This window comes from Algoriphagus sediminis (assembly GCF_030403435.1).
GTDB lineage: Bacteria > Bacteroidota > Bacteroidia > Cytophagales > Cyclobacteriaceae > Algoriphagus > Algoriphagus sediminis.
Genome location: NZ_JAUEPH010000002.1, coordinates 557,448 through 577,112 on the forward strand (window position 1 = coordinate 557,448; position 19,665 = coordinate 577,112).

The following is a 19,665-nucleotide window of genomic DNA, read 5'->3' on the forward strand; positions in this document are numbered from 1 at the left end:
TCATGGGACTTCAGTCAAAAAATAAGGTAAATGCAGCTTTTAGCATGTCATCAATGACAGACATCATCTTCTTGCTTTTGATTTTCTTTATGCTTACCTCTTCTTTTATCACACCTTCTGGATTAGAAGTGAACCTGCCTTCAAGTGAAACTTCTGACATAGCAATGCAGGAAGTAACGGTAAGTGTAACTAAAGACCTGCGATTTGCCGTAAATGATAAGGTAGTAAGTCGGGAAAATGTAAAGGCAGAGTTGACCAGTCTTTTAGCAGATAAAAAGGGTCAGGTAGTCTTGCATATTGATAAAGACGTGCCTGTAGAATATCTGGTAGAAATTGGTGGAATTGCTGCCGGACTAGAAGCGAATGTTTCTATAGCCACAAAACCATACTAAATGGAATACTGGGACGCGGATAGGGAAGAGAATAAAAGCCGTAAAAGGGCGGGGATAATTACGTTTATCTTTAATATTCTTTTGCTTATTGCCTTCTACTTTATTGTAGTCTGGAAGCAACCCATTCCTCCTTTACCTACTTTTGGATTAGAACTAAATCTAGGATTTACTCCCACAGGTTCTGGAGAAAGAAGCGATCCTAATCCTCCTTCTGAACAGCCGAGCCAAACTAATGAGAGCCCTGCTCCCGGTGAGGTGAATGAAGTAGTGACTGAGCCTAAAACCCCAGCACCAAGTCCTGTAACGGAAACAGCTAAGCCTCAGCCAAAGACTACTCAAGCTACTAACCAGGCCGTATCCAAAACTCCATCCCCATTGAAAGGAGAAGAGAAAGCAGTAGAAAGTACAAAGAAGCCGGAGCCGAAAAAGGTAGAACCAAAAGAGGTAGTAGAAACTCCCGCGAAAGCCGAGGCAGAAAAGACTGTAGAAAAAGCTCCAGAAAAACCAAAAGTGGATGAACGAGCAATATTTGGGGCTGGAGGAACTTCCGGGAAAAGTAATAAGGCTGCTTCTGGTGGAGCTGAAGGTGATTCAAACACAAAGGGAGATGCTGGAAATCCAAAAGGAACCGTAGATGGAAGAGCCCTCATGGGTGAGGGTTCTGGAAAAGGAGAAAGTTCAGGTTCAGGGTATAGCCTTGATTTGGCAGGTTGGGATTTTGCAGCACGTCCAGAAATCAACGATAGGGTATCTACCAGAAATGGCCGAATAGTTTTTAAGATTACAGTAGATGACGCCGGAAAAGTGGTTCAGGCTGTTCCCCTTGAATACAATGTCTCAAACGAAGTTTTAGCTTACTATCGTCAGGTGGTAAACCGGGTTCAATTCAAGAAACAGGGCGGCCCCACAGCAGAATTTTCTACAGGTAAAATCACTTTTATTGTCAAGGTGGATTAAACCATGACCTATCAGGAGGCTATTGACTTTTTATATTCTGCACTTCCTATGTTCCAAAGGGTAGGTGCATCTGCCTTTAAGAAAGACCTTTCAAACACTTTAAAGCTTTGTGCCCATCTGGGTAACCCGGAAAGCAAATTCAAATCGATTCATGTAGCTGGAACGAATGGAAAGGGGAGCAGCTCCCACATGCTTGCTTCAGTTTTTCAGTCAGCTGGCTATAAAACGGGACTGTATACTTCCCCTCATCTAAAATCCTTTACGGAAAGAATCCGGATTAATGGAATTCCTATTAAAGAAAAAAGAGTGATTCAGTTTGTTGAGGAGCAAAGTGATTTTCTCCTTGAGCTCAAACCTAGTTTTTTCGAAATGACGGTTGCTATGGCATTTTGGGAATTTGCTTATGAGAAGGTAGACATAGCAATAATCGAAGTGGGTATGGGAGGCCGACTTGACAGTACCAATGTCATTTCACCCGAAGCATGCTTGATTACCACGATAGGTTATGATCATATGCAGTATTTGGGTACTACTCTTCCCGAGATCGCCGGAGAAAAGGCTGGAATAATAAAGTCAGGAACTCCGGTGATTATTTCTCAAACCCAGAAGGAAATTACAGATGTTTTCGAAAACAAAGCAAAAGGCCTTGAAGCCCCCATTTCCTTTGCTGATCAAAACTGGAAAGTTACCCCAATTTTATCATCCAATGGACTTGCAGAATTTCAGGTTGAACATGGAGATAAAGTCATGCCTCTAAATCTTGATTTACTTGGTAGTTACCAAAAATTCAACCTGCCCGGAGTTTTGGAAACCCTGGAGGTGATGAAAAGTAAGGGTTGGTCACTTGGAGATGAATCTGTCAAAAAGGGATTATCTGTGGCTTCAAAACAAACTGGGTTAAAGGGCAGATGGCAAATTCTATCTGAGCGTCCAATGATTATTTGTGATACAGGACACAATGAATCGGGCTTTGAGTTTATTTTGAGTCAATTAGCTACTTACAGCTATGAAGATCTTTGGATGGTTTTAGGTTTTGTTGAAGATAAGGTCCTAGACAAAGTTTTAAGTAAGCTTCCAAAAAGTGCAAATTATATTTTTTGCCAGGCAGATTTGCCAAGGGCGATGGATGCCGAAAAGTTAAATGAATTTGCGTCTCGTCATGATTTAAAAGGAATAGTTATTCCTTCAGTCAATTCAGCTTTGGCTCATGCGAAAAGAAATGCCGCAGAGGATGACCTGATTTTTATTGGAGGAAGTACCTTTGTGGTCGCAGAAATTGAAGAACTTTAAATGGGCCGAAATAAGCTTGCCAGATTCAGGCAAAATGAAGAAAACGACAATGTCATCCAGGAAGGGAAGGAAATCTTTGAAAAGATTCTTGGTAACTGGAATGAAGTTCAGTTCAAAAACGATAATCCAGTAGTGGTGGAGCTTGCTTGTGGTAGAGGAGAGTTCACGGTAGGTCTTGCCCGGCAGATTCAGGACCAAAATTTCGTGGGGGTTGACATAAAGGGAAGCCGTATCTGGAAGGGGAGCACCATGGCCATAGCTGAAGGGTTGGAAAATGTAGCCTTTCTTAGAACTCAAATCGAGAAACTAGATCGATTCTTTGAAAAAGATGAGATTTCAGAACTTTGGATCACCTTCCCTGATCCTTTTCCGAGAGATGGGGATGAAAAAAGACGACTAACTTCTCCTCGGTTTTTAGAAATGTACAAACCTCTCTTGAGGAAAGGCGGGATGATCCATTTCAAGACCGATAATTCGGGCCTTTTTGACTATACCTTGGAACTTTTTCAGCAGCGTGATGACATTAAAATCCACCTGCATACCCATGACTTCTATTCGAGCGAATGGAAGGATGTGCATTATGGAATCCAGACCAGATATGAAAGTATTTTTTCCGCCAAGGGAGAGAGAATCAAATATCTAAAAGCTGAATTTATCTAATGGCTATGATTATTTGATGAAGTCAGGGTCCTTGTAAGAGGGATTAGGGTAGGTATAGAACCCTTCCCCAGTTTTCTCTCCTAATTTCCCCTGATCAATGTATTTCTTAAGCTTTGCTGCAAAGGCTTGAGATGCAGAATCCCTTCTATTATGAGTCACATGCCAAGCGGTATCCAGGCCTATGCTGTCCAAAATTCCAAAGGGTCCCATTGGCATATGGAAATTGACCATCCACGATTTATCGATGGCTTCGATTTCTGCGATCTCATTGGTTAAAAGTCTACCAGCAGCCCCAATCAGTGCCAGAAGCATACTATTGAAAATGTATCCTGGGTTTTCTTTTTTCACAAAAACCGGAACTTGGTTGATGCTTCGACCAAAGTCCTCAAGAATTGGAATTAAACTTTCATCTGTTCCAGGGTGTGGCATAATATCCACCACCCTTGAATAAAAGACATCATGAAAGTGAAACGCACAAAATTTAGAGGGTCTTCCTGAATCTTCGGCAAACATAGAAGCCAGCATGTAGGAAGTATTTGTAGTGAAAATGGTTTTTTCGGGTGCGATTTCGCCAAACTGCTTCCAAACTTTCTTTTTAATATCTACTTCTTCAGTGACACTTTCACTTATTAAGTCTGCATTGGCAACAGCTTTTTTTGAATCCATAGTGAAATGAATTTTGGCTAAAGCTTCCACAGAGGCATCCTCAGTGATTAGATCGGACTTTTTTAGCTGATGAAGAATTTTCTTCATTACTTGGAATGACCCGTCAAGAGCTTTTTGGGAGATGTCATAAATGGAGACATTGTAACCCGAAATGGCTGACTGAAGGCCCACTCTTGTCCCAAGAGTACCCGCTCCAAGGATGCATACATTTTCAATTTTCATATTAGATTTTATCTGTTTCTATACTTTTTATTGCGTGCATTCCGGCGGCTTGGACCACTTGGATCAGAGCAGCAAAACGAGGGTCATTTGCATGTCCCATTTTAAATCTTTTATAAATCTGCTGCGCAATGACTCCTACCTTGATCAGTCCAAAAACATAGTAAAACACCATGTTTTCTTTATTGCAATCGCTTTTGCTGAAATAGTAATCTACCACCTCTTCTCTGCTGAAATTTCCAGGAAGATGAGTAAGATTAAACATCTTTAATATTTCTGGATCATCGGATTGTGCCCAATAGGCCAAGCTGGTTCCAAGGTCCATTAATGGATTCCCAACTGTTGCCATTTCCCAGTCCAGAATGGCTTTAATGTCATGAGGGGAGTTTCGATCTAAAACCACATTATCGTACTTGTAGTCATTGTGAATGAAACCTAATTGATTGGATTTAGGTATGTTTTTTAAAAGCCATTCAATGGCTTTTTCTACTTCCTGAATTTCATCTGTCTTTGCTCGGAAGTATCGCTGAGACCAGCCTTCTACTTGTCTTTCAACATAACCTTCTGGTTTACCAAGATTTCCCAATCCAGATTCATCAAGTTCCAGTTGGTGTAATTCGATTAAAACATCTATCGAATCTTGAGAAAGCTTTCTAAAATTTTCCACACTGAAACTTTTAAGCTCAGGGAATTTATTTCTAAGGATCACTCCATCAACAAATTCCATTGCGAAAAAAGGTGCTCCGAAAATGGATTCATCTGGTTGAAAAAAGATTGGATTGGGAATTTTACGATAACCTGCTTTTTTGAGCGCTTGCAAAACAGAAAACTCTCTTTTCATGTCGTGAGCTTTACTAATCTTCTCACCGAAAGGAGGTCTTCTTAAAACAATCGATTTTTGCCCGATTTGAGCTAAAAAGGTAAGATTGGAAAAACCTCCTTTAAATTGGCTAATAGCCAACTCCTTAGAATCCACCTCAAAGTGATCCGCTAGAAAGTTACGCAAAGGGTTGAGGTCCATTTGATCTGTCATGGCCTATCCTTTATGTAGGTATTTTTTTAAAATGCTTCTGGCAAGAGACGATTTGTGAACCTCGTCCGGTCCATCATAAATTCGGGCTCCACGTTCATGTCTATACCAAAAAGACAGTAAGGTGTCGTCAGTAATTCCAAGAGCACCATGAACCTGTACAGCTCGATCGATTACCTTCATAAGTACATCGGCCACGAAAAACTTGATTGTAGATATTTCCTGTTTCGCAGCTTTGGCGCCTAGCCGCTGCATCTTTTCCGCTGTATCCATTACCATTAATCTTGAAGCATTAATAGAGGCTCTACTCTCAGCGATCCAATGTTGGATGGTCTGCTTCTCCGCCAGCGGTTTCTGAGGGTTTAGTTCCCTGGAAACTGCCCGCTTGCACATCATATCAAAGACTCTTTCACAGATTCCAATCCATCTCATGCAATGATGGATTCTTCCTGGCCCTAACCTTTCTTGTGCCAAAGCAAATCCTTGACCTGGCTCACCGATTATATTATCTAATGGAACTCTGCAATCCTGGAATTTAACTTCGCTATGTGAAAGATAGCCTTCGCCCGCTTCTCCCATGATTGGAATATTGCGAACGTTGATAAAACCTGGGTTATCCAATGGAACAATGATCATGCTTGCCTTTTGGTAAGGGGACTCAGCCTGAGGATTTGTGATAGCCATTACGATTGTGAATTGGGCTCCATCTGCAGATGTAGTAAACCATTTATGACCATTGATTACCCAGAAATTCCCTTCCTGCACGGCAGTAGTGGACATATGGATGGGGTTACTTCCGGCATGCTCAGGTTCAGTCATGGCAAAGCAACTTCGTATATCTCCCCTCATCAAAGGTTTTAGGTATTTCTCTTTCTGCTCATTTGATCCGAACATATGGAGCAGTTCCATATTTCCGATGTCAGGTGCATTGCAATTGAAAACATAATGTCCAAGGGGGCTTTGTCCCAGAACTTCAGAAACCTTTGCAAAATCTGTTAGAGATAACCCCAATCCGCCATCCTCTTCTGATAAATGGGGAGCGAAAAGATTCTGTTCTCTGGCTTTTTGTCTGAGTTCATTCAATAAAGGCTCAGATTGGAAAAACGGATTTGTTACCAGTTCCAAATCCCTTGGAAATAAGTGTTCTTCCAAAAAGGACTGGTATTTCGATAGGAGAGGATCTATATCTACCTCCTTGAATTTACTTTGGGTCATGTTCTTTTTTTAGATCGTAAATCCACCATCGGCTGTAAATACCGATCCGGTGGTGTAGGTGGAGGCTGGAGAAGCTAAGAAAAGTGCCATAGCTCCGATTTCTTCAGGTGTTCCCACACGCTTAATGGGTAATTGCTTCATCATCATTGCCATGATTTTATCATTGGACCAAAGGGCTTCAGAGAACTTTGTTTGGATCAAACCAGGGCATATTGCATTCACCCTGATTTTAGCCTCGCCCCACTCCTTTGCAAATACTTTGGTCATGGAAATTAGGGCTGCTTTACTTACACTATAAATTCCAAGTCCGGGCTCGGGTGATAAGCCACCGATTGAACTGATATTGATAACTGATGGAGAAGCTGATTTGATCAAATGTGGGAAGCAGAGCTTACTCAACTCAAAGGGAGCTTTTAAATTCACATCCATGATTTTGTCAAAAGCTGAGATGTCTGTATGGTGAATGGGACCAAAAACAGGATTCGCAGCCGCATTATTCACCAGGATATCAATTCCTCCAAAAGTTGCTACTGTTTCGTCTACCAAGTGCTTTAGCTCTTCCATATTCCCAACATTACAAGCTATGCCTTTTGTAGAATATCCTTTAGTATTAAGTTTTGCTGATTCTCGATCTAGATCATCCTGTTTGCGACTGCTTAGGACAACTTTTGCGCCAGCTGCAGCAAAAATTGTGGCAATGCTTAGGCCAATACCCTTGCTGGCCCCAGTGATTAATGCGACTTTCCCATCAAGTGAAAAAAGTGAAGACAAATCCATGAATCTCTTGTTTTAAAGGTTGAAATCTTAAGTTAGAAAAAATACCTCATCAGAGGAACCGGACTTAGAATATATCCATAGTTTTGATAGAATAAACAGTGATAATTATAAACTCAAATAAAACCAGATGAAAGCAGTGATTTTTGAGAAGGTAGGTATGCCTGAACAAGTATTAAAATTAGTGGATGAACCCACTCCAAAGCCAAAGCCTCATGAAGTTTTGGTTAAGGTGACGGCTAGGAATATCAATCCTTCTGATATAATGTTTGTCAGAGGAATGTATGGAATCACTCCAAAACTGCCTAGCAGCGCAGGATTCGAGGCGTGTGGCGTGGTAGAGGAAAGTGATTCCGAAGGACAAGTTTCTAAAGGAACCCGGGTCATGTTTACCTCGATAGGAACATGGAAGGAGTACGTTTGCGTGCCCGCTGCCATGGTTATTCCCGTTCCTGAGCCAATGCCGGATGAAGTGGCTTGCCAGGCATTTGTAAATCCGATGACTGCTTACGGTATGATTCAGAAATCTGGTTTGCAAGAAGGAGATTGGTTACTTATCACTGCGGGCGCTTCTGCTTTTGGCAAGTTTGCTATCCATATGGCCAAAGCAAAAGGGATACAAGTGGCATGTACCGTTCGGCATGATGCTCAAAAGGAAGTTCTTCAAAGATTAGGAGCAGACCTTGTGGTGAATTCTGAAAATGAAAAAGTCCAAAAGGTCATCATGGAAAAAACAGGAGAAGGAGTTTCGGTCGTTTTTGATGCTGTCGGGGGTGTTTTGGGAGCACGAGCTTTGGCTAGTTTAAAGCCAGGAGGCAAAATGATGGTTTTTGGATTGCTGAGTTTGGAAAATATTCCGATGAATAGCGGATTGTTGATTTTCCGGAATTTGAAAATTGAAGGATTTTGGTTGACAACCTATATGGAAAGTATGTCCGCATCCGAAAGAGCTAAGGCATTTCAGGAAGTTTTTGGGTTTTTGATTCAAAATTCCGAAAAAGTGGATGTGACCGCCAAATATCCTTTGGAAGATTTCAAATCTGCACTGGAAGCATATGAGACTGCTGGTAGAAATGGAAAGATTCTCATAGTCAGTTAATCCCTTTCGAAATTTTTGAAAAAAAATTCATCTTCAAATAAGGAATAGCCATCTTTGTAAGTCAAAATAAAATTAGTGCAAATGGATTTTGATAAGCTTGATAAAGCCCTAACGGAGATTGTAGAAAAGAGAAATGAACTGGCAGCCATGGATTATAGCAATGAAAGCTATGATGACCTGGAAGAAGAGCTTCATGACTTGGAAGATGATTTCAACGAAGAATATGAGGCTCTACTTGAAGAAAAACTTGAGAAAATTCATGAGCAGCTTCTCTCTGATACAGATATTCTTCTCCCAACAGCATATCTTGCGAATACTTACAAACCACTTTTACCGGATGCAAGAGGAATAATCAGCTATGAGGTGGAAGGTAAACAAGGAGTACCTATTGAATCCGAACAATTCGAAAATTTAGATGTGAGAATTGTATTGATTCCTAATCCAACTCGCTTTTCAATGATCGTAAGTGGAAAGCAGATGAAGGATCTGTGGCGAAGTCGATAATAGTCTATGATATAAAAGAAAATACCGGAATTATCCGGTGTTTTTTTATCAATTAAATCCCAGTTTTTCCCTGACTTTGTGGAGTAATTCCATGCTCACAGCTTTGGCTTGCTCTTCCCCGGCAGCGAGTTTTGCTTCTACTTCCTGAGGATTACTCATGTAGAGATCAAACGCTTTTCTCTCTTCAGCATATTTGTCCAATATCAGTTCGAGAAATTCTTTTTTGGCATGGCCATAACCATAATTCCCACCCTGATATTTACTTCTCATTTCCTGAATCTGGTCCTCATCCGCTAGTAGACTGTATAGTTTGAAGACATTGCAGGTATCTGGGTTCTTGGGTTCTTCAAGCGGGGTGCTATCCGTAATAATGGCATTCACATTTTTCTTTAACTTTTTCTCAGGAAGAAAGATATCAATGAAGTTATTGTAGGACTTGCTCATTTTTTGACCATCCGTTCCAGGGATCACCTTTACTTCCTCTGAGATTCTTGCCTCCGGCAAAGTCAAAATTTCTTCTCCCAATTGATGATTAAAAGAAGAGGCTATATCTCTACACATTTCAAGATGCTGCATCTGATCTTTACCTACAGGCACCAAATCAGCCGAATAAAGAAGAATATCCGCGGACATTAAAACGGGGTAAGTGAACAATCCTGCATTGACATCCGAAAGTTTCTCGGATTTATCCTTAAAACTATGGGCATTCGCCAGCATAGGAAAAGGGGTGAAGCAACTCAGATACCAGGTTAATTCAGCCACCTCAGGGCGTCTCGATTGTCGATAGAAAACAGTCTTTTCAATGTCCAAACCAAAGGCAAGCCAGGCGGCAGCAACGGAAAGGGTATTCTCTCTTCTTAACTCTGCATTTTTGGAGCTGGTCAAAGAGTGCATATCTGCAATGAAAATAAAGGATTCCTCTTCGTTCTTTTTGATCAATTCAATTGCAGGAACAATTGCCCCAAGAATATTTCCCAGATGCGGTCTGCCACTACTTTGAATTCCTGTTAAAACTCTAGCCATTGGTTTAATTTTGGCGCAAATTAAATAAATCAGCCTATAATTCGGCTGAATTTATTCGTTATTTGCATGCATGACCCGAAGCCAACTATTTACTTTATTCTTTCTGATTTTATCACTTTTCTCAATCCATTCGATTGCACAAGAAAGCATTGCGAATAAAGCTGTTTGGGAGGTTAACAGAATCGACCTTGGAACTATTCTGGCAGAAGAAGGAAAGAAAATAGCAGAGTTTAAATTTACCCATACCGCTGATTCTATTTTGTTAATTGAGGAAGTGCTCACTGACTGTGGTTGTGCCACCGCCAACTTTACACGAGATAGCCTATCCCGAGGAGGAGAGGGGTTGGTTCAAATTGAGTTTGACCCAATTTCGGCGGTTGGAGATTTTGAAAGGATGGTCATTGTCAAGGGAAATCTTCAGTCTTTGGAAGATACCCTATACATAGAAGGGCATTCGATTCCCTATCCGGACAACCCATTGATTGACTACCCAGTTAAAAAATTGGATTTAGGTTTTAGGCAGGGGAAAGTCAGAGTTGGAAATGTCTATACCAATGAACCCAAATTGAAGACTGTCGAAGTCTTTAACTTTGGGGCTGAAACTATTTATGCGGATAGCATTGCCATTTCAGGTGCTGAGCATATTGGGGTAATTAAAGCCTCAGACAGCATTCCAGCCCAAGGTAGGGGATTAATTAGTCTATCTTATGATGGTTTAAAGAAAGGTGATTTAGGCTTTTTCGAGGATCAGGTATTTCTAAAGTGGAACTCTTCTGATAGTGTGATCGTCGACGTAATTGCTGATGTCTTTGAATATTTTCCTCCAGTGGAAAAAGCAAATTTCCGAAAGGTGCCACAGTTGAGCATTTCAAGAAAAGAAATAGACTGGGGAGACATTGATGATTCTGAGGTAAAGGAAGAAGAGATTATATTGACTAACAGAGGGCAGGAAATATTAGAAATCAGAAAAGTTCAGGGAAATTGCACTTGTATGAGGCTTGAAATGAATGATGACAAAATAGCCCCTGGACAATCACTGATTCTAAAAGTAATCTTCGATCCTTCGGGGAGATTTGGTCGTGACCAAAGAAATATCTATGTTTTTTCAAATGATCCAATAAACCCAATTCAGTCATTGATTCTTAAAAGCAGAATTCAATGATATTTGTATCTTAAGGTTTCCGTTAATAAAATTCTGGCTGTGATTCATCTTTCCGGAAATAGGAATCCTAATTGTAAGCTTGCATGATAAGAGATTTATTTTTTTTCATTTGTTTTTTTCTTGCGTTCAGTGCCTCAGCTGAAAAGAAATTTGTTGCCCCAAATGGAGACCCTTCCAATTCCGGAACTTTAGAGTCCCCTTGGTCCCTTGCTCATGGTTTAAGCATTTCTTCAGGTATCAGCGCGGGTGATAGTTTAATTTTACTGGATGGTACTTACGAAGGAAATTATGTCTCTGAAATCAGTGGCTCCCAAGGTAACCCGATCATTGTATTGGCCCAAAACCCAGGCAAAGCAATATTTGATGTTGGGAAAAACAGGACTGCTGAGACGGCATTAACAATAAATGGAAGTTATACCTGGTTTGTAGGGCTCCATGTCACCTCCTCATCTACCATTAAAAAGTCTGATGAAAGCAATGGCAATGCTACAATCCCATATGAATCTGGAATTGCCGTATTTGGTGATTTTAATAAATTAATCAATTGCTGGGTCTATGATGTAGTTGGAGGTGGATTGGAGCTCTGGAGAACTGGGTTGAATCTGGAGGTTTATGGTTGTGTAATTTTTAATAATGGCTACCAAGGTCAGTTCAGAGGTACGGGTCATGGAATGTATATACAGCATGATGACGTGGATAGGCCGAAAATAATTCAGAACAACTTTGTATTTCAAAATGCTTCTCAGGGGATAAATATTTTTACCACAAATCCTCCTAATGCAGGAGTAAACGTGACCGGAAATGTCTCCTTTAATACTGGGGTCACGGTGGATTTTGTACCGGCATTGTTTAGGCCTCCTCATAATTTTAGCATAGGCTCACAAAATAATATTAGTCTGGAAATGAGAGTTTCAGACAATATTTTCTACTCTGATTTACAAGGCGGAAGATTACAGCCAAATGGTGTGAGCAACGTCACTTTGGGAAGAACTTTTTTCCCAAACTCAGATTTCAGGTTTACTGGAAATGTACTCTACGGAGGTAGAAATCAAATTGAACTTTTACCTCTTACGAGGCTTAGACTCACAGGCAACACCCTTTATAACACCCACGGGGCCTTTGTTAACTTTCTAGATGATGATGATAAGTCCTTCCCAAGTGCCACTTGGGATCAGAACAAATACGTGAATATTATCGGTGAAGACAGTGCATTCGATGATTTGACTTTTCAAGGTTGGAAGGATGAGTACGGGTTTGATTCAGGAAGTACTTTACTGAATTCACCAGATAAAAGTACTGAGGTACTGGTGACCAAAAACGCATATGATCCCAGTTTATACTATGTGACCATTCTGAACCTTGAAGGTCTGGATGAGGTTGCCATAGATTTTTCTGGAGAGGGAATTATCGAAGGTCAGCGCTATTTAATTAGGGATGTACAAAACCCATTTGATGAAGACCAAGCAGTATCAGGAGAATATGGAGGAGGATCCATTACATTTCCGATGACCTGGAACGAGTCCTTGCAACCCAAAGGGAATATTCCACATCAGGTGGTCCATTCGGATAAAACCTTCGGGACATTCATTTTGGAATTGGAAGAACTTGATGATTTAGAGTTTCCTACTATAAGGGATTCAGTGGCGATTTATCTAAATAATGTTAGTTCCAGCGGGGATTTCCCACCTTCTTTTTCCGCGACTGCAACACTTGAACCAGAGGATTTTCTGGTTAATCCTCCGGCAGAGGCTTTTGAGTTTGAGTCATCAAGAGGTTTTATTTTTAATTGTCTAGACCTTGGTAAAAATGAAGTAAAGATCACAACTACTAATAGACAGAATAATGAGTCTATGGAGTCCATTTTGGATTTATATGTTTTGGATACAATAGCTCCACAGTTGGATATAACCGCAGCTGACATTGATTTTGACCCACTTAGAGGTTCAGTAGAACTTATAATTTTCGATTTTGACCCAATAATCGACTATGATAATTGTACTACCTCCTATGACTTTGAACTTTCTAAGGAAGAGATAACCTGTACAGATATAGGATGGAGAGATGTTGAAAAGTTTATCGAAATAACTGCAGTGGCTGTTGACCAGTCAGGAAATAAATCCGAACCTGATACGGGTACTCTCCTTGTAAGGTGGGTCCCATCAGATACAGTTTCTCTCTCTTCAGCTGGAATCTTATTCGAACAGAGTACCACCATGCTTGAGCTCGGAGATGAGTTTGATTATGAGGTCATGGCTTGGTACAAGGATGGGGAGTTGTTAGAGGGCCTTAAAGGGAAAGTGATTGAAATTGAGGAAGGGGGTAGATACTTTGCTGAGTTAGAACCTTTATCGGGATGCCCTGTGATCTCTGAAGTTATTGAAATCAATCAAGAGCCACTTCCTTTCCCTTCATTTAAAGAAGAGGTTATCATTTCTTTAAATGAGGATGGAATTGCAGGACTTACCCCTGAAGATTTGTTTGAAAGTTGGCCTCCTGAGGAAGGAGAGTTCACTGTGGAAACAAGTCAATCTCTTTTCACCTGTGAAGATTTAGGTGACAGGGAAATTGGAATTCTTGTAAAGGATGAAATGGAAAACGCATGGGAATTCTCTCTACCCATTTTTGTGAGAGATCAAATTTCACCTGAATTAGAAGTACAGAATCTAGAAATCACCCTTGATCGGGTTCTCGGTGGAATCACCTTAGTTGCTGATGATTTCGTTACCTCAGTGAGTGATAATTGTGGTATTGAGGAGGTAATCCTTTCAAGAAACTCGATTAACTGCGAGGACATAGGTAAAGAAGTTGAAATTGTCATTCTCGCTAAAGATCAATCTGGAAATGAAACCGAGAAAGTAGCGGTAGTTACAGTAAAAGGTGAGGTAAGCGCCCCATTGACAATTTCTGGAGATGCAGAGTTCTGCGAAGGAGAAGAAGGAATCTTGACTCTTGACTCCGATGCCGAGTTTGAGGTGTTGGAATGGAGACTGGACGGTGAAGAAATACCAGATGAAAATGACAAAACCCTATCCGTGTCAGAGCAGGGAGTGTATTCGGCTTTGATCCGATATGAAGGAGGATGTCTTTGGGAATCCATGGATTTTGAAGTTTCCGTATTAGAGGCTCCAACAGGTGAGATTGAGGAGAATGGAGAAGAATTAATTGCCCCAAGTGGTGATTTTACTTACCAATGGTTCAAAGGCGATGAAATTCTGGATGGCGAAACTGGTCAAATTTTATTAGTAGATGAATCCGGTGAATACTCAGTACAATTAACTAATGAAAATGGATGTGCAAGTAAACTTCCTGCAGTTGAGGTGACTATCTCAGGTCTCTTTGGAAGACCGGTGGTCAAAGCGGAACAATTGGTCATCTATCCCAATCCAGCAGATTCAAAAGCACGGGTGAAGATAGATTCTGACCCTACTTTTAAGATGAACAGTATGGAAATTTATTCTGTAGAAGGAAAATCAGTGACCCAGAGTATAACGGTTAATGCACTTTCAAACACTGAGTTTGATCTTTCCTTAGACTTGGTTCCTCAAGGGGTTTATTTCATAAGGATAATCGGAGATTCCCAGAAACTCTACATAGGTAAAATTATAAAGAGATAAAGAAAGGCGATCAAAATTTGATCGCCTTTTTCTCTTATTTGAATGCTGGGATTCCCGTTATTTCATGCCCCAAAATCAATAGGTGTATGTCGTGCGTTCCCTCATAAGTCAAAACGGATTCAAGGTTCATCATATGGCGCATTAAGGGATATTCACCAGTGATACCCATTCCACCATGAATCTGCCGGGCTTCTCTAGCGATATTCAAAGCCATTTCCACGTTGTTTCGCTTAGCCATAGAAATATGAACAGTCCGGGCAGTGCCGTCATTCATCATTTTTCCGACCTTCCAGGCCAATAGCTGCGCCTTTGTTATCTCAGTTAGCATTTCCGCCAATTTCTTTTGGGTAAGCTGAAAACCAGCTATAGGTTTATCAAATTGAATTCTTTCAGCAGCATATCTTCTGGCAGACTCATAGCAATCCATGGCTGCGCCAATTGCGCCCCAAGCTATCCCAAATCTTGCTGAGTCAAGGCACATCATAGGAGCACCCAAACCATTTTTTCCAGGAAGCAAATTCTCTTTTGGAACTTTGACATTGTCAAAAACCAGTTCTCCGGTACATGATGCCCTAAGGGACCATTTTCCATGAGTTTCGGGAGTGGAAAAGCCTTCCATACCTCTTTCTACAATTAGTCCATGGATTCTCCCTTCCTCATTCTTTGCCCAAACCACCGCTATATCGGCTTTGGGAGAATTCGAAATCCACATCTTTGCTCCATTGAGCAAATAATGATCCCCCATATCCTTGAAGTTTGTGGTCATACCGCTCGGGTTGGATCCATGATCCGGTTCAGTCAAACCAAAACAACCCAGATATTCACCAGAAGCTAGTTTGGGCAGATACTTTTGCCTTTGTTCTTCAGAGCCAAACTTATAAATAGGGTACATCACCAGAGAACCTTGCACAGATGCAGTAGATCTCATACCGGAATCGCCGCGCTCGATTTCCTGCATAATCAGACCGTAGGAGATATAGTCTAAGCCGCCGCCACCGTATTCTGCAGGGATTTGAGGACCGAAAGCTCCCACATCCCCGAATTTCTTAACAATTTCATAAGGAAAATGAGCCTTTTGAGCCCAGTCCTCGATGTAAGGTGAAATCTCCTGCTTGACAAAATCCCGGATTGAACTTCGGATTAGTTTATGCTCTTCGGTAAGCAGGTCATCTAAATCAAGAAAATCCACTCCCTCGAATAGGTCCTGCTTTTGCGATTTTTGAATTTCTGGTGCTTGTATACTCATTTTTTTTATTGAATTATTAAAGACAATTTTGCCCTTAGTTTGATATTTCACCGCTATTCGAAATAAACAGAAAAGCGGCTAAAAAGCTATCTTTTTGACAAAATACCCATGCACGAATCAGATTTTGACCCAAAGATTTTAGATAAAATACATCAACTCCAAGAAAAGTTTAAGGCATCAGGTCAGGACATGCTTTCTTATCTCGAAGGTTTGCTCTACGCCGATTACCTGACTTACTGGGAGTATATTAATCTGGATGTCTTATTGTCACTTCAGCAACCCAAAACATCTTTTAAAGACGAGAAAATCTTCATTATATATCATCAGATTACGGAGCTTTATTTCAAGCTCATTATTTCTGAAATGGAGCAAATTTCTGATCAGGATGACATTGAGGAAGATTTTTTCAAGCAAAGACTTGATAGGATTCTCATGTATTTCGATCACCTGATAAGTTCTTTTGCGATGATGTGGAAAGGAATGGAGAGGGAACAGTTTTTAAAATTCCGAATGTCTCTTTTGCCTTCCAGTGGTTTCCAAAGCGCTCAATATCGTGAGATTGAGTTGATGGCCGCAGATGCTTTTAATTTGGTTTCTCTTGATTACAGGGATGAGCACGATTATCACTCTCCATCTGATGATCTTTTTGAGCATCTATATTGGCAAAAGGGAGCAATAGAATTAGCAACAGGCGAGAAAACCCTTACGCTCAAAAACTTTGAGATAAAGTATGGAAAGAAGCTGATCGAAACCATTGAAAATTATAGGAGAAAAAACATTTGGCAGAAATATCTTTCCATAAATAATCCCACTGAGCAGTTGACGGAATTGATGCGCCAGTTTGACTTGAAAGCAAATGTTTTTTGGCCTTTGGCTCACTATAAATCTGCTGTGAGATATCTTCAGAGGGATCCTGTAGATATTGCTGCTACCGGTGGTACCAACTGGCAGAAATACCTTCCCCCTAGATTCCAGAAAGTAATTTTCTTTCCTGAGCTTTGGTCACAAAAGGAAATAGAAGAGTGGGGGAAAGGCTGGGTGGTTAAAGAAATTTTCGGAAAGGATTCAGAAGATTAGATCACTTGGGAAAGTGCTTTTTCACAAAGGCTTCAGCGTTATTAAACGAAAAGTCTTCAACCAGAGCGCGCGTGTCTTCTATACTTTTTAAGTGTGAAAGATGCTTTGCGCTCTTTTTTTGCCGGGCTTTCTCTATCTCATGAACTAGGTTTCCTGCGACCAATTTGAACTCCAAAACGGAAGGGTAATGATCTGGTGGGTCAATAAGGCCTTCAAAATCGGTACCTATTGTGAGACACTTCCAAATTTGTGGTTTTTCTTCATCCGTTAGTTTTTTACTGCGGAACGCAGCTTTTGCGATAGCTTCGATATTCTCCCAGATCAACTGAACCCCATTTCTTTTATCCGAATCAGAAGACTTAATTCCCAGAATACGCTGATCGAAAGACAGTCCGAAAAGTCCTCCAGTTTGAACAATGATTTCGATGTCTTCATCGCATAAGTTAATATTCCAAGAATTGAATTTTCCCGGACTCATGGATTTGATCAGATCTTTTCTTTCAGATTTACTCAGCTTGGTCTCATCCTCGCAAAATTCACAATAGTCATCTCTTTCACTATCCAGAAGCTGAATATGTTGCTCCAAGGTTTTCCTACCTGAATACCCACAATGCGATCCAATGACGGGAATCACATCCCCATTTTCCAGACATGGCCTGACAATCTCAGAATAGTATTCGGATCTGGATTTGGCACTCATATGCTTGACATCCAGTAGAATACGATAGCCTAAATCAGGGTCTTTTTTATTATTCGAGTCTAATCCCAATAGTTCCCTCGCGATTCTAAATCCGTTTTTGTTAAACCCTTCATTTTTTCGAATAGTCTGATCCAGAAGTAATTTTCCCACATCAGGAATCGAATGTGCGTGACCGCAAAGCTTATTGTCAAAATGATGAGCGAAAGTGATGAAGAAGACCGGAATGGGCCAGTCATTTTTCACTTTTTTGATGCGCTTACTAATTTCACTGACAGGGGCTTTATCTGTTCCTAATGCGTGAGCACCTTCGATGGTGATAACCATGGTGATTTCACTATCGTTCTTTAGTGACTTAGCAAGTTCTTGCTTGGAAGAGGGAATAAAATACTTAGCGTCTTTCGCGTCATTTTCATCGGCGTATTTTGCTCTCCTCTTTTTCTTCGACTCGAAGACCCTCCTGAATATCCCAGGGGAAAAAATTTTATTCTTTTTAATTCGTTCGCCTGATTGGCTTTTTACGAATTCCATTTCTCTATTCAAGGAATCCCAATAATCATAGTCTTCCGATTGGAAAAAATTCACTGCCTCATCAGGAATTCTCATGTAGGCCGTTTGAATAAAATCTCTTAAAGGTAATTTATGTGTGGTGGCAAAACTTAACAAAAACCGGTACCATTTATCTTTCCCTGGAGTGGGCTTGAAACCTTTGACAAACTGCCTTTCTAGAGGGTAAAGTGAATTAAAAGTCAATCGCACATTTCCATTCCACGCTTTTACTAGATCGGCTTGACTATAGGATGCTCCCATTTTTCCCTTTAGGTAACCCTTTCTATTTGAAGCAATTACCGTCCAAGGGCTAAAGCTTTTATTTTTTTTAAACCTATCAGGGTTTTCCTGCATCCAAAAGTGAGCGCGCATATGATTATGCGTATGTAAATCTGAAAATTTCATCTTCTAGAAATTAAAGATGGAACTTTCACCTCTAAGTACTTCAATGATATCCTGAACTACATCTTCGGAAGCGATAAAGTAACTATGATTGGTGATCCTATTCGAGATGCCCTTTGTATCCATAGTCTCCGTTACATCTGATTCGTACACATCATCTGGTAGTCTATCGGTTTTTTTGGCCCCCCATCGGCCTAAACGATTGAAGGAATTTTTGGTGGTCTCTGAGATCTCTAGCGCAAAGTCCTTATTGTTATAATAAATATGCACCCTTGACCCCAGGTCAATGGTCTTATAAAGAGCTTTTGGCTCCTGCATTGCGTCATAATCAACATCCGCAGCTACTAAAACGATTTGACCAAAAATATTCGTGATAGGAAGATCCATACTTTCAATAGACGTAATCATGCTCTGTAAAACTCTGTTTCCCATGCTATGACACATGAGATGAATATTCTGATCGCAACCAGGTTTTTTCTCATTCACGAATTTTTCTCTGAAAAACTCTCTCAGACTACCCATAGAACGAGCCAGAGCAAAACCAGATTGTTCTGCATCATAGGCATCAGACCTGTACTTGAGCATCTTCTTTTTTGCAGGCCAGGTGAATAAGACAATTTTCTCGACCGGTGAATGTTCTGGTTCAACATATTTTTTATGAAGTTCTGCCAAAGTTTCTAAAGCGGTTTCAAGATCATTTCTAAAACCATGAACAAAGACTAATATGTCCTCCTGTTTTTTGGCTTTGCTACCTGCTTTGTAAAGCTCTTCAAAGACTTTGGTCGAAGGGAAAATCTTTTTGTTTACGGTTTGACCATCTGCATACTGCTCAAGGGTACTGGTTGCAACATCCGGAAGAATATTGATTTCGAAATCATTTAGCTTTTTGGCATTAGCTGGGTCAAACCTAACGGTTCCATACCTAAGATTGTGACGAGCCTCCTCGTCTCCATCTTTTCTCATGAATTCCTTGTCATTGACAGCCACATAATCTCGACTTTTTCTGGAAGTGACTTCGCGATTTGTAATGATGTAATGGGTTACCATGAATAAAATTTGGTTTAAAAATGAAACTGAAAAAAAGAATAT

Annotated in this window: 17 protein-coding genes; 9 read left to right on the forward strand and 8 right to left on the reverse strand. The window is 40.5% G+C overall.

The features are described 5' to 3' along the window. The first annotated feature begins 2 nt into the window (after positions 1-2). The 4 genes from QVH07_RS05600 to trmB are packed head-to-tail and all read left to right on the forward strand — an operon-like array spanning position 3 to position 3,299. Positions 3-392: an ExbD/TolR family protein gene (locus tag QVH07_RS05600; RefSeq protein ID WP_289999170.1), complete on the forward strand. Its 390-nt coding sequence runs from the start codon at positions 3-5 to the stop codon at positions 390-392. Next, complete coding sequence (locus QVH07_RS05605; protein ID WP_289999171.1) at positions 393-1,349, forward strand: energy transducer TonB; 957 nt, start codon at positions 393-395, stop codon at positions 1,347-1,349. A 3-nt stretch (positions 1,350-1,352) separates the two neighbouring features. Continuing rightward, positions 1,353-2,639, forward strand: a complete 1,287-nt coding sequence (locus QVH07_RS05610; RefSeq protein ID WP_289999172.1) for a bifunctional folylpolyglutamate synthase/dihydrofolate synthase — start codon at positions 1,353-1,355, stop codon at positions 2,637-2,639. Further along, positions 2,640-3,299 carry a tRNA (guanosine(46)-N7)-methyltransferase TrmB gene (gene trmB / locus QVH07_RS05615; RefSeq protein WP_289999173.1) on the forward strand — a complete coding sequence of 220 codons (660 nt, stop codon included), beginning with the start codon at positions 2,640-2,642 and terminating at the stop codon, positions 3,297-3,299. It begins immediately after the preceding gene. Positions 3,300-3,308: 9 nt separating this feature from the next. Here trmB and QVH07_RS05620 read toward each other — a convergent pair whose 3' ends face one another. The 4 genes from QVH07_RS05620 to QVH07_RS05635 are packed head-to-tail and all read right to left on the reverse strand — an operon-like array spanning position 3,309 to position 7,206. After that, on the reverse strand, positions 3,309-4,187 hold the full coding sequence (locus tag QVH07_RS05620; protein ID WP_289999174.1) for a 3-hydroxyacyl-CoA dehydrogenase: 879 nt from the start codon (positions 4,185-4,187) through the stop codon (positions 3,309-3,311). Between the two features lies 1 nt (position 4,188). Further along, positions 4,189-5,217, reverse strand: a complete 1,029-nt coding sequence (locus QVH07_RS05625; RefSeq protein WP_289999175.1) for a phosphotransferase family protein — start codon at positions 5,215-5,217, stop codon at positions 4,189-4,191. Between the two features lie 3 nt (positions 5,218-5,220). Further along, positions 5,221-6,429, reverse strand: a complete 1,209-nt coding sequence (locus tag QVH07_RS05630; RefSeq protein ID WP_289999176.1) for an acyl-CoA dehydrogenase family protein — start codon at positions 6,427-6,429, stop codon at positions 5,221-5,223. Positions 6,430-6,438: 9 nt separating this feature from the next. Continuing rightward, positions 6,439-7,206 (reverse strand): SDR family NAD(P)-dependent oxidoreductase, encoded by a 768-nt coding sequence (locus tag QVH07_RS05635; protein WP_289999177.1) that lies wholly within the window; start codon positions 7,204-7,206, stop codon positions 6,439-6,441. A 127-nt stretch (positions 7,207-7,333) separates the two neighbouring features. Between QVH07_RS05635 and QVH07_RS05640 the strand changes: the two genes are divergently transcribed. Both QVH07_RS05640 and QVH07_RS05645 read left to right on the forward strand, forming a co-directional pair. Continuing rightward, positions 7,334-8,302: a zinc-dependent alcohol dehydrogenase family protein gene (locus tag QVH07_RS05640; RefSeq protein ID WP_289999178.1), complete on the forward strand. Its 969-nt coding sequence runs from the start codon at positions 7,334-7,336 to the stop codon at positions 8,300-8,302. Between the two features lie 81 nt (positions 8,303-8,383). Then, a complete protein-coding gene (locus tag QVH07_RS05645; protein WP_289999179.1) occupies positions 8,384-8,806 on the forward strand; it encodes a hypothetical protein in 423 nt (140 codons plus the stop codon). 48 nt (positions 8,807-8,854) lie between these two features. On the opposite strand, the gene trpS is transcribed toward QVH07_RS05645, so the two are convergent. Further along, complete coding sequence (trpS, locus tag QVH07_RS05650; RefSeq protein WP_289999180.1) at positions 8,855-9,829, reverse strand: tryptophan--tRNA ligase; 975 nt, start codon at positions 9,827-9,829, stop codon at positions 8,855-8,857. A 70-nt stretch (positions 9,830-9,899) separates the two neighbouring features. On the opposite strand from trpS, the gene QVH07_RS05655 reads away from it, so the two are divergent. Then, complete coding sequence (locus QVH07_RS05655) at positions 9,900-10,991, forward strand: DUF1573 domain-containing protein (protein ID WP_289999181.1); 1,092 nt, start codon at positions 9,900-9,902, stop codon at positions 10,989-10,991. Between the two features lie 83 nt (positions 10,992-11,074). After that, positions 11,075-14,605 (forward strand): T9SS type A sorting domain-containing protein, encoded by a 3,531-nt coding sequence (locus QVH07_RS05660; protein WP_289999182.1) that lies wholly within the window; start codon positions 11,075-11,077, stop codon positions 14,603-14,605. A gap of 34 nt (positions 14,606-14,639) precedes the next feature. Here the strand turns inward: QVH07_RS05660 and QVH07_RS05665 are convergent, their stop codons facing one another. Then, positions 14,640-15,851, reverse strand: a complete 1,212-nt coding sequence (locus QVH07_RS05665) for an acyl-CoA dehydrogenase family protein (protein WP_289999183.1) — start codon at positions 15,849-15,851, stop codon at positions 14,640-14,642. A 108-nt stretch (positions 15,852-15,959) separates the two neighbouring features. Here QVH07_RS05665 and QVH07_RS05670 point away from each other — a divergent pair, with 108 nt between their 5' ends. Then, positions 15,960-16,928 carry a tryptophan 2,3-dioxygenase family protein gene (locus QVH07_RS05670; RefSeq protein ID WP_289999184.1) on the forward strand — a complete coding sequence of 323 codons (969 nt, stop codon included), beginning with the start codon at positions 15,960-15,962 and terminating at the stop codon, positions 16,926-16,928. Position 16,929: 1 nt separating this feature from the next. Here the strand turns inward: QVH07_RS05670 and QVH07_RS05675 are convergent, their stop codons facing one another. Together QVH07_RS05675 and QVH07_RS05680 are read right to left on the reverse strand one after the other, a co-directional pair. Next, positions 16,930-18,579 carry an amidohydrolase family protein gene (locus QVH07_RS05675; RefSeq protein WP_289999185.1) on the reverse strand — a complete coding sequence of 550 codons (1,650 nt, stop codon included), beginning with the start codon at positions 18,577-18,579 and terminating at the stop codon, positions 16,930-16,932. 3 nt (positions 18,580-18,582) lie between these two features. Next, positions 18,583-19,623: an alpha/beta hydrolase gene (locus QVH07_RS05680; protein WP_289999186.1), complete on the reverse strand. Its 1,041-nt coding sequence runs from the start codon at positions 19,621-19,623 to the stop codon at positions 18,583-18,585. Between the last annotated feature and the right edge of the window lie 42 nt (positions 19,624-19,665).

What these genes read in the sequence shown, in the direction of transcription:
- QVH07_RS05660 (WP_289999182.1), top strand. Translation starts at nt 11,075, where the DNA reads ATGATAAGAGATTTATTTTTTTTCATTTGTTTTTTTCTTGCGTTCAGT.
- QVH07_RS05640 (WP_289999178.1), top strand. Translation starts at nt 7,334, where the DNA reads ATGAAAGCAGTGATTTTTGAGAAGGTAGGTATGCCTGAACAAGTATTA.
- QVH07_RS05605 (WP_289999171.1), top strand. Translation starts at nt 393, where the DNA reads ATGGAATACTGGGACGCGGATAGGGAAGAGAATAAAAGCCGTAAAAGG.
- trmB (WP_289999173.1), top strand. Translation starts at nt 2,640, where the DNA reads ATGGGCCGAAATAAGCTTGCCAGATTCAGGCAAAATGAAGAAAACGAC.
- QVH07_RS05610 (WP_289999172.1), top strand. Translation starts at nt 1,353, where the DNA reads ATGACCTATCAGGAGGCTATTGACTTTTTATATTCTGCACTTCCTATG.
- QVH07_RS05665 (WP_289999183.1), bottom strand. Translation starts at nt 15,851, where the DNA reads ATGAGTATACAAGCACCAGAAATTCAAAAATCGCAAAAGCAGGACCTA.
- QVH07_RS05600 (WP_289999170.1), top strand. Translation starts at nt 3, where the DNA reads ATGGGACTTCAGTCAAAAAATAAGGTAAATGCAGCTTTTAGCATGTCA.
- QVH07_RS05625 (WP_289999175.1), bottom strand. Translation starts at nt 5,217, where the DNA reads ATGACAGATCAAATGGACCTCAACCCTTTGCGTAACTTTCTAGCGGAT.
- QVH07_RS05645 (WP_289999179.1), top strand. Translation starts at nt 8,384, where the DNA reads ATGGATTTTGATAAGCTTGATAAAGCCCTAACGGAGATTGTAGAAAAG.
- QVH07_RS05670 (WP_289999184.1), top strand. Translation starts at nt 15,960, where the DNA reads ATGCACGAATCAGATTTTGACCCAAAGATTTTAGATAAAATACATCAA.
- QVH07_RS05680 (WP_289999186.1), bottom strand. Translation starts at nt 19,623, where the DNA reads ATGGTAACCCATTACATCATTACAAATCGCGAAGTCACTTCCAGAAAA.
- QVH07_RS05675 (WP_289999185.1), bottom strand. Translation starts at nt 18,579, where the DNA reads ATGAAATTTTCAGATTTACATACGCATAATCATATGCGCGCTCACTTT.
- QVH07_RS05655 (WP_289999181.1), top strand. Translation starts at nt 9,900, where the DNA reads ATGACCCGAAGCCAACTATTTACTTTATTCTTTCTGATTTTATCACTT.
- QVH07_RS05635 (WP_289999177.1), bottom strand. Translation starts at nt 7,206, where the DNA reads ATGGATTTGTCTTCACTTTTTTCACTTGATGGGAAAGTCGCATTAATC.
- trpS (WP_289999180.1), bottom strand. Translation starts at nt 9,829, where the DNA reads ATGGCTAGAGTTTTAACAGGAATTCAAAGTAGTGGCAGACCGCATCTG.
- QVH07_RS05630 (WP_289999176.1), bottom strand. Translation starts at nt 6,429, where the DNA reads ATGACCCAAAGTAAATTCAAGGAGGTAGATATAGATCCTCTCCTATCG.
- QVH07_RS05620 (WP_289999174.1), bottom strand. Translation starts at nt 4,187, where the DNA reads ATGAAAATTGAAAATGTATGCATCCTTGGAGCGGGTACTCTTGGGACA.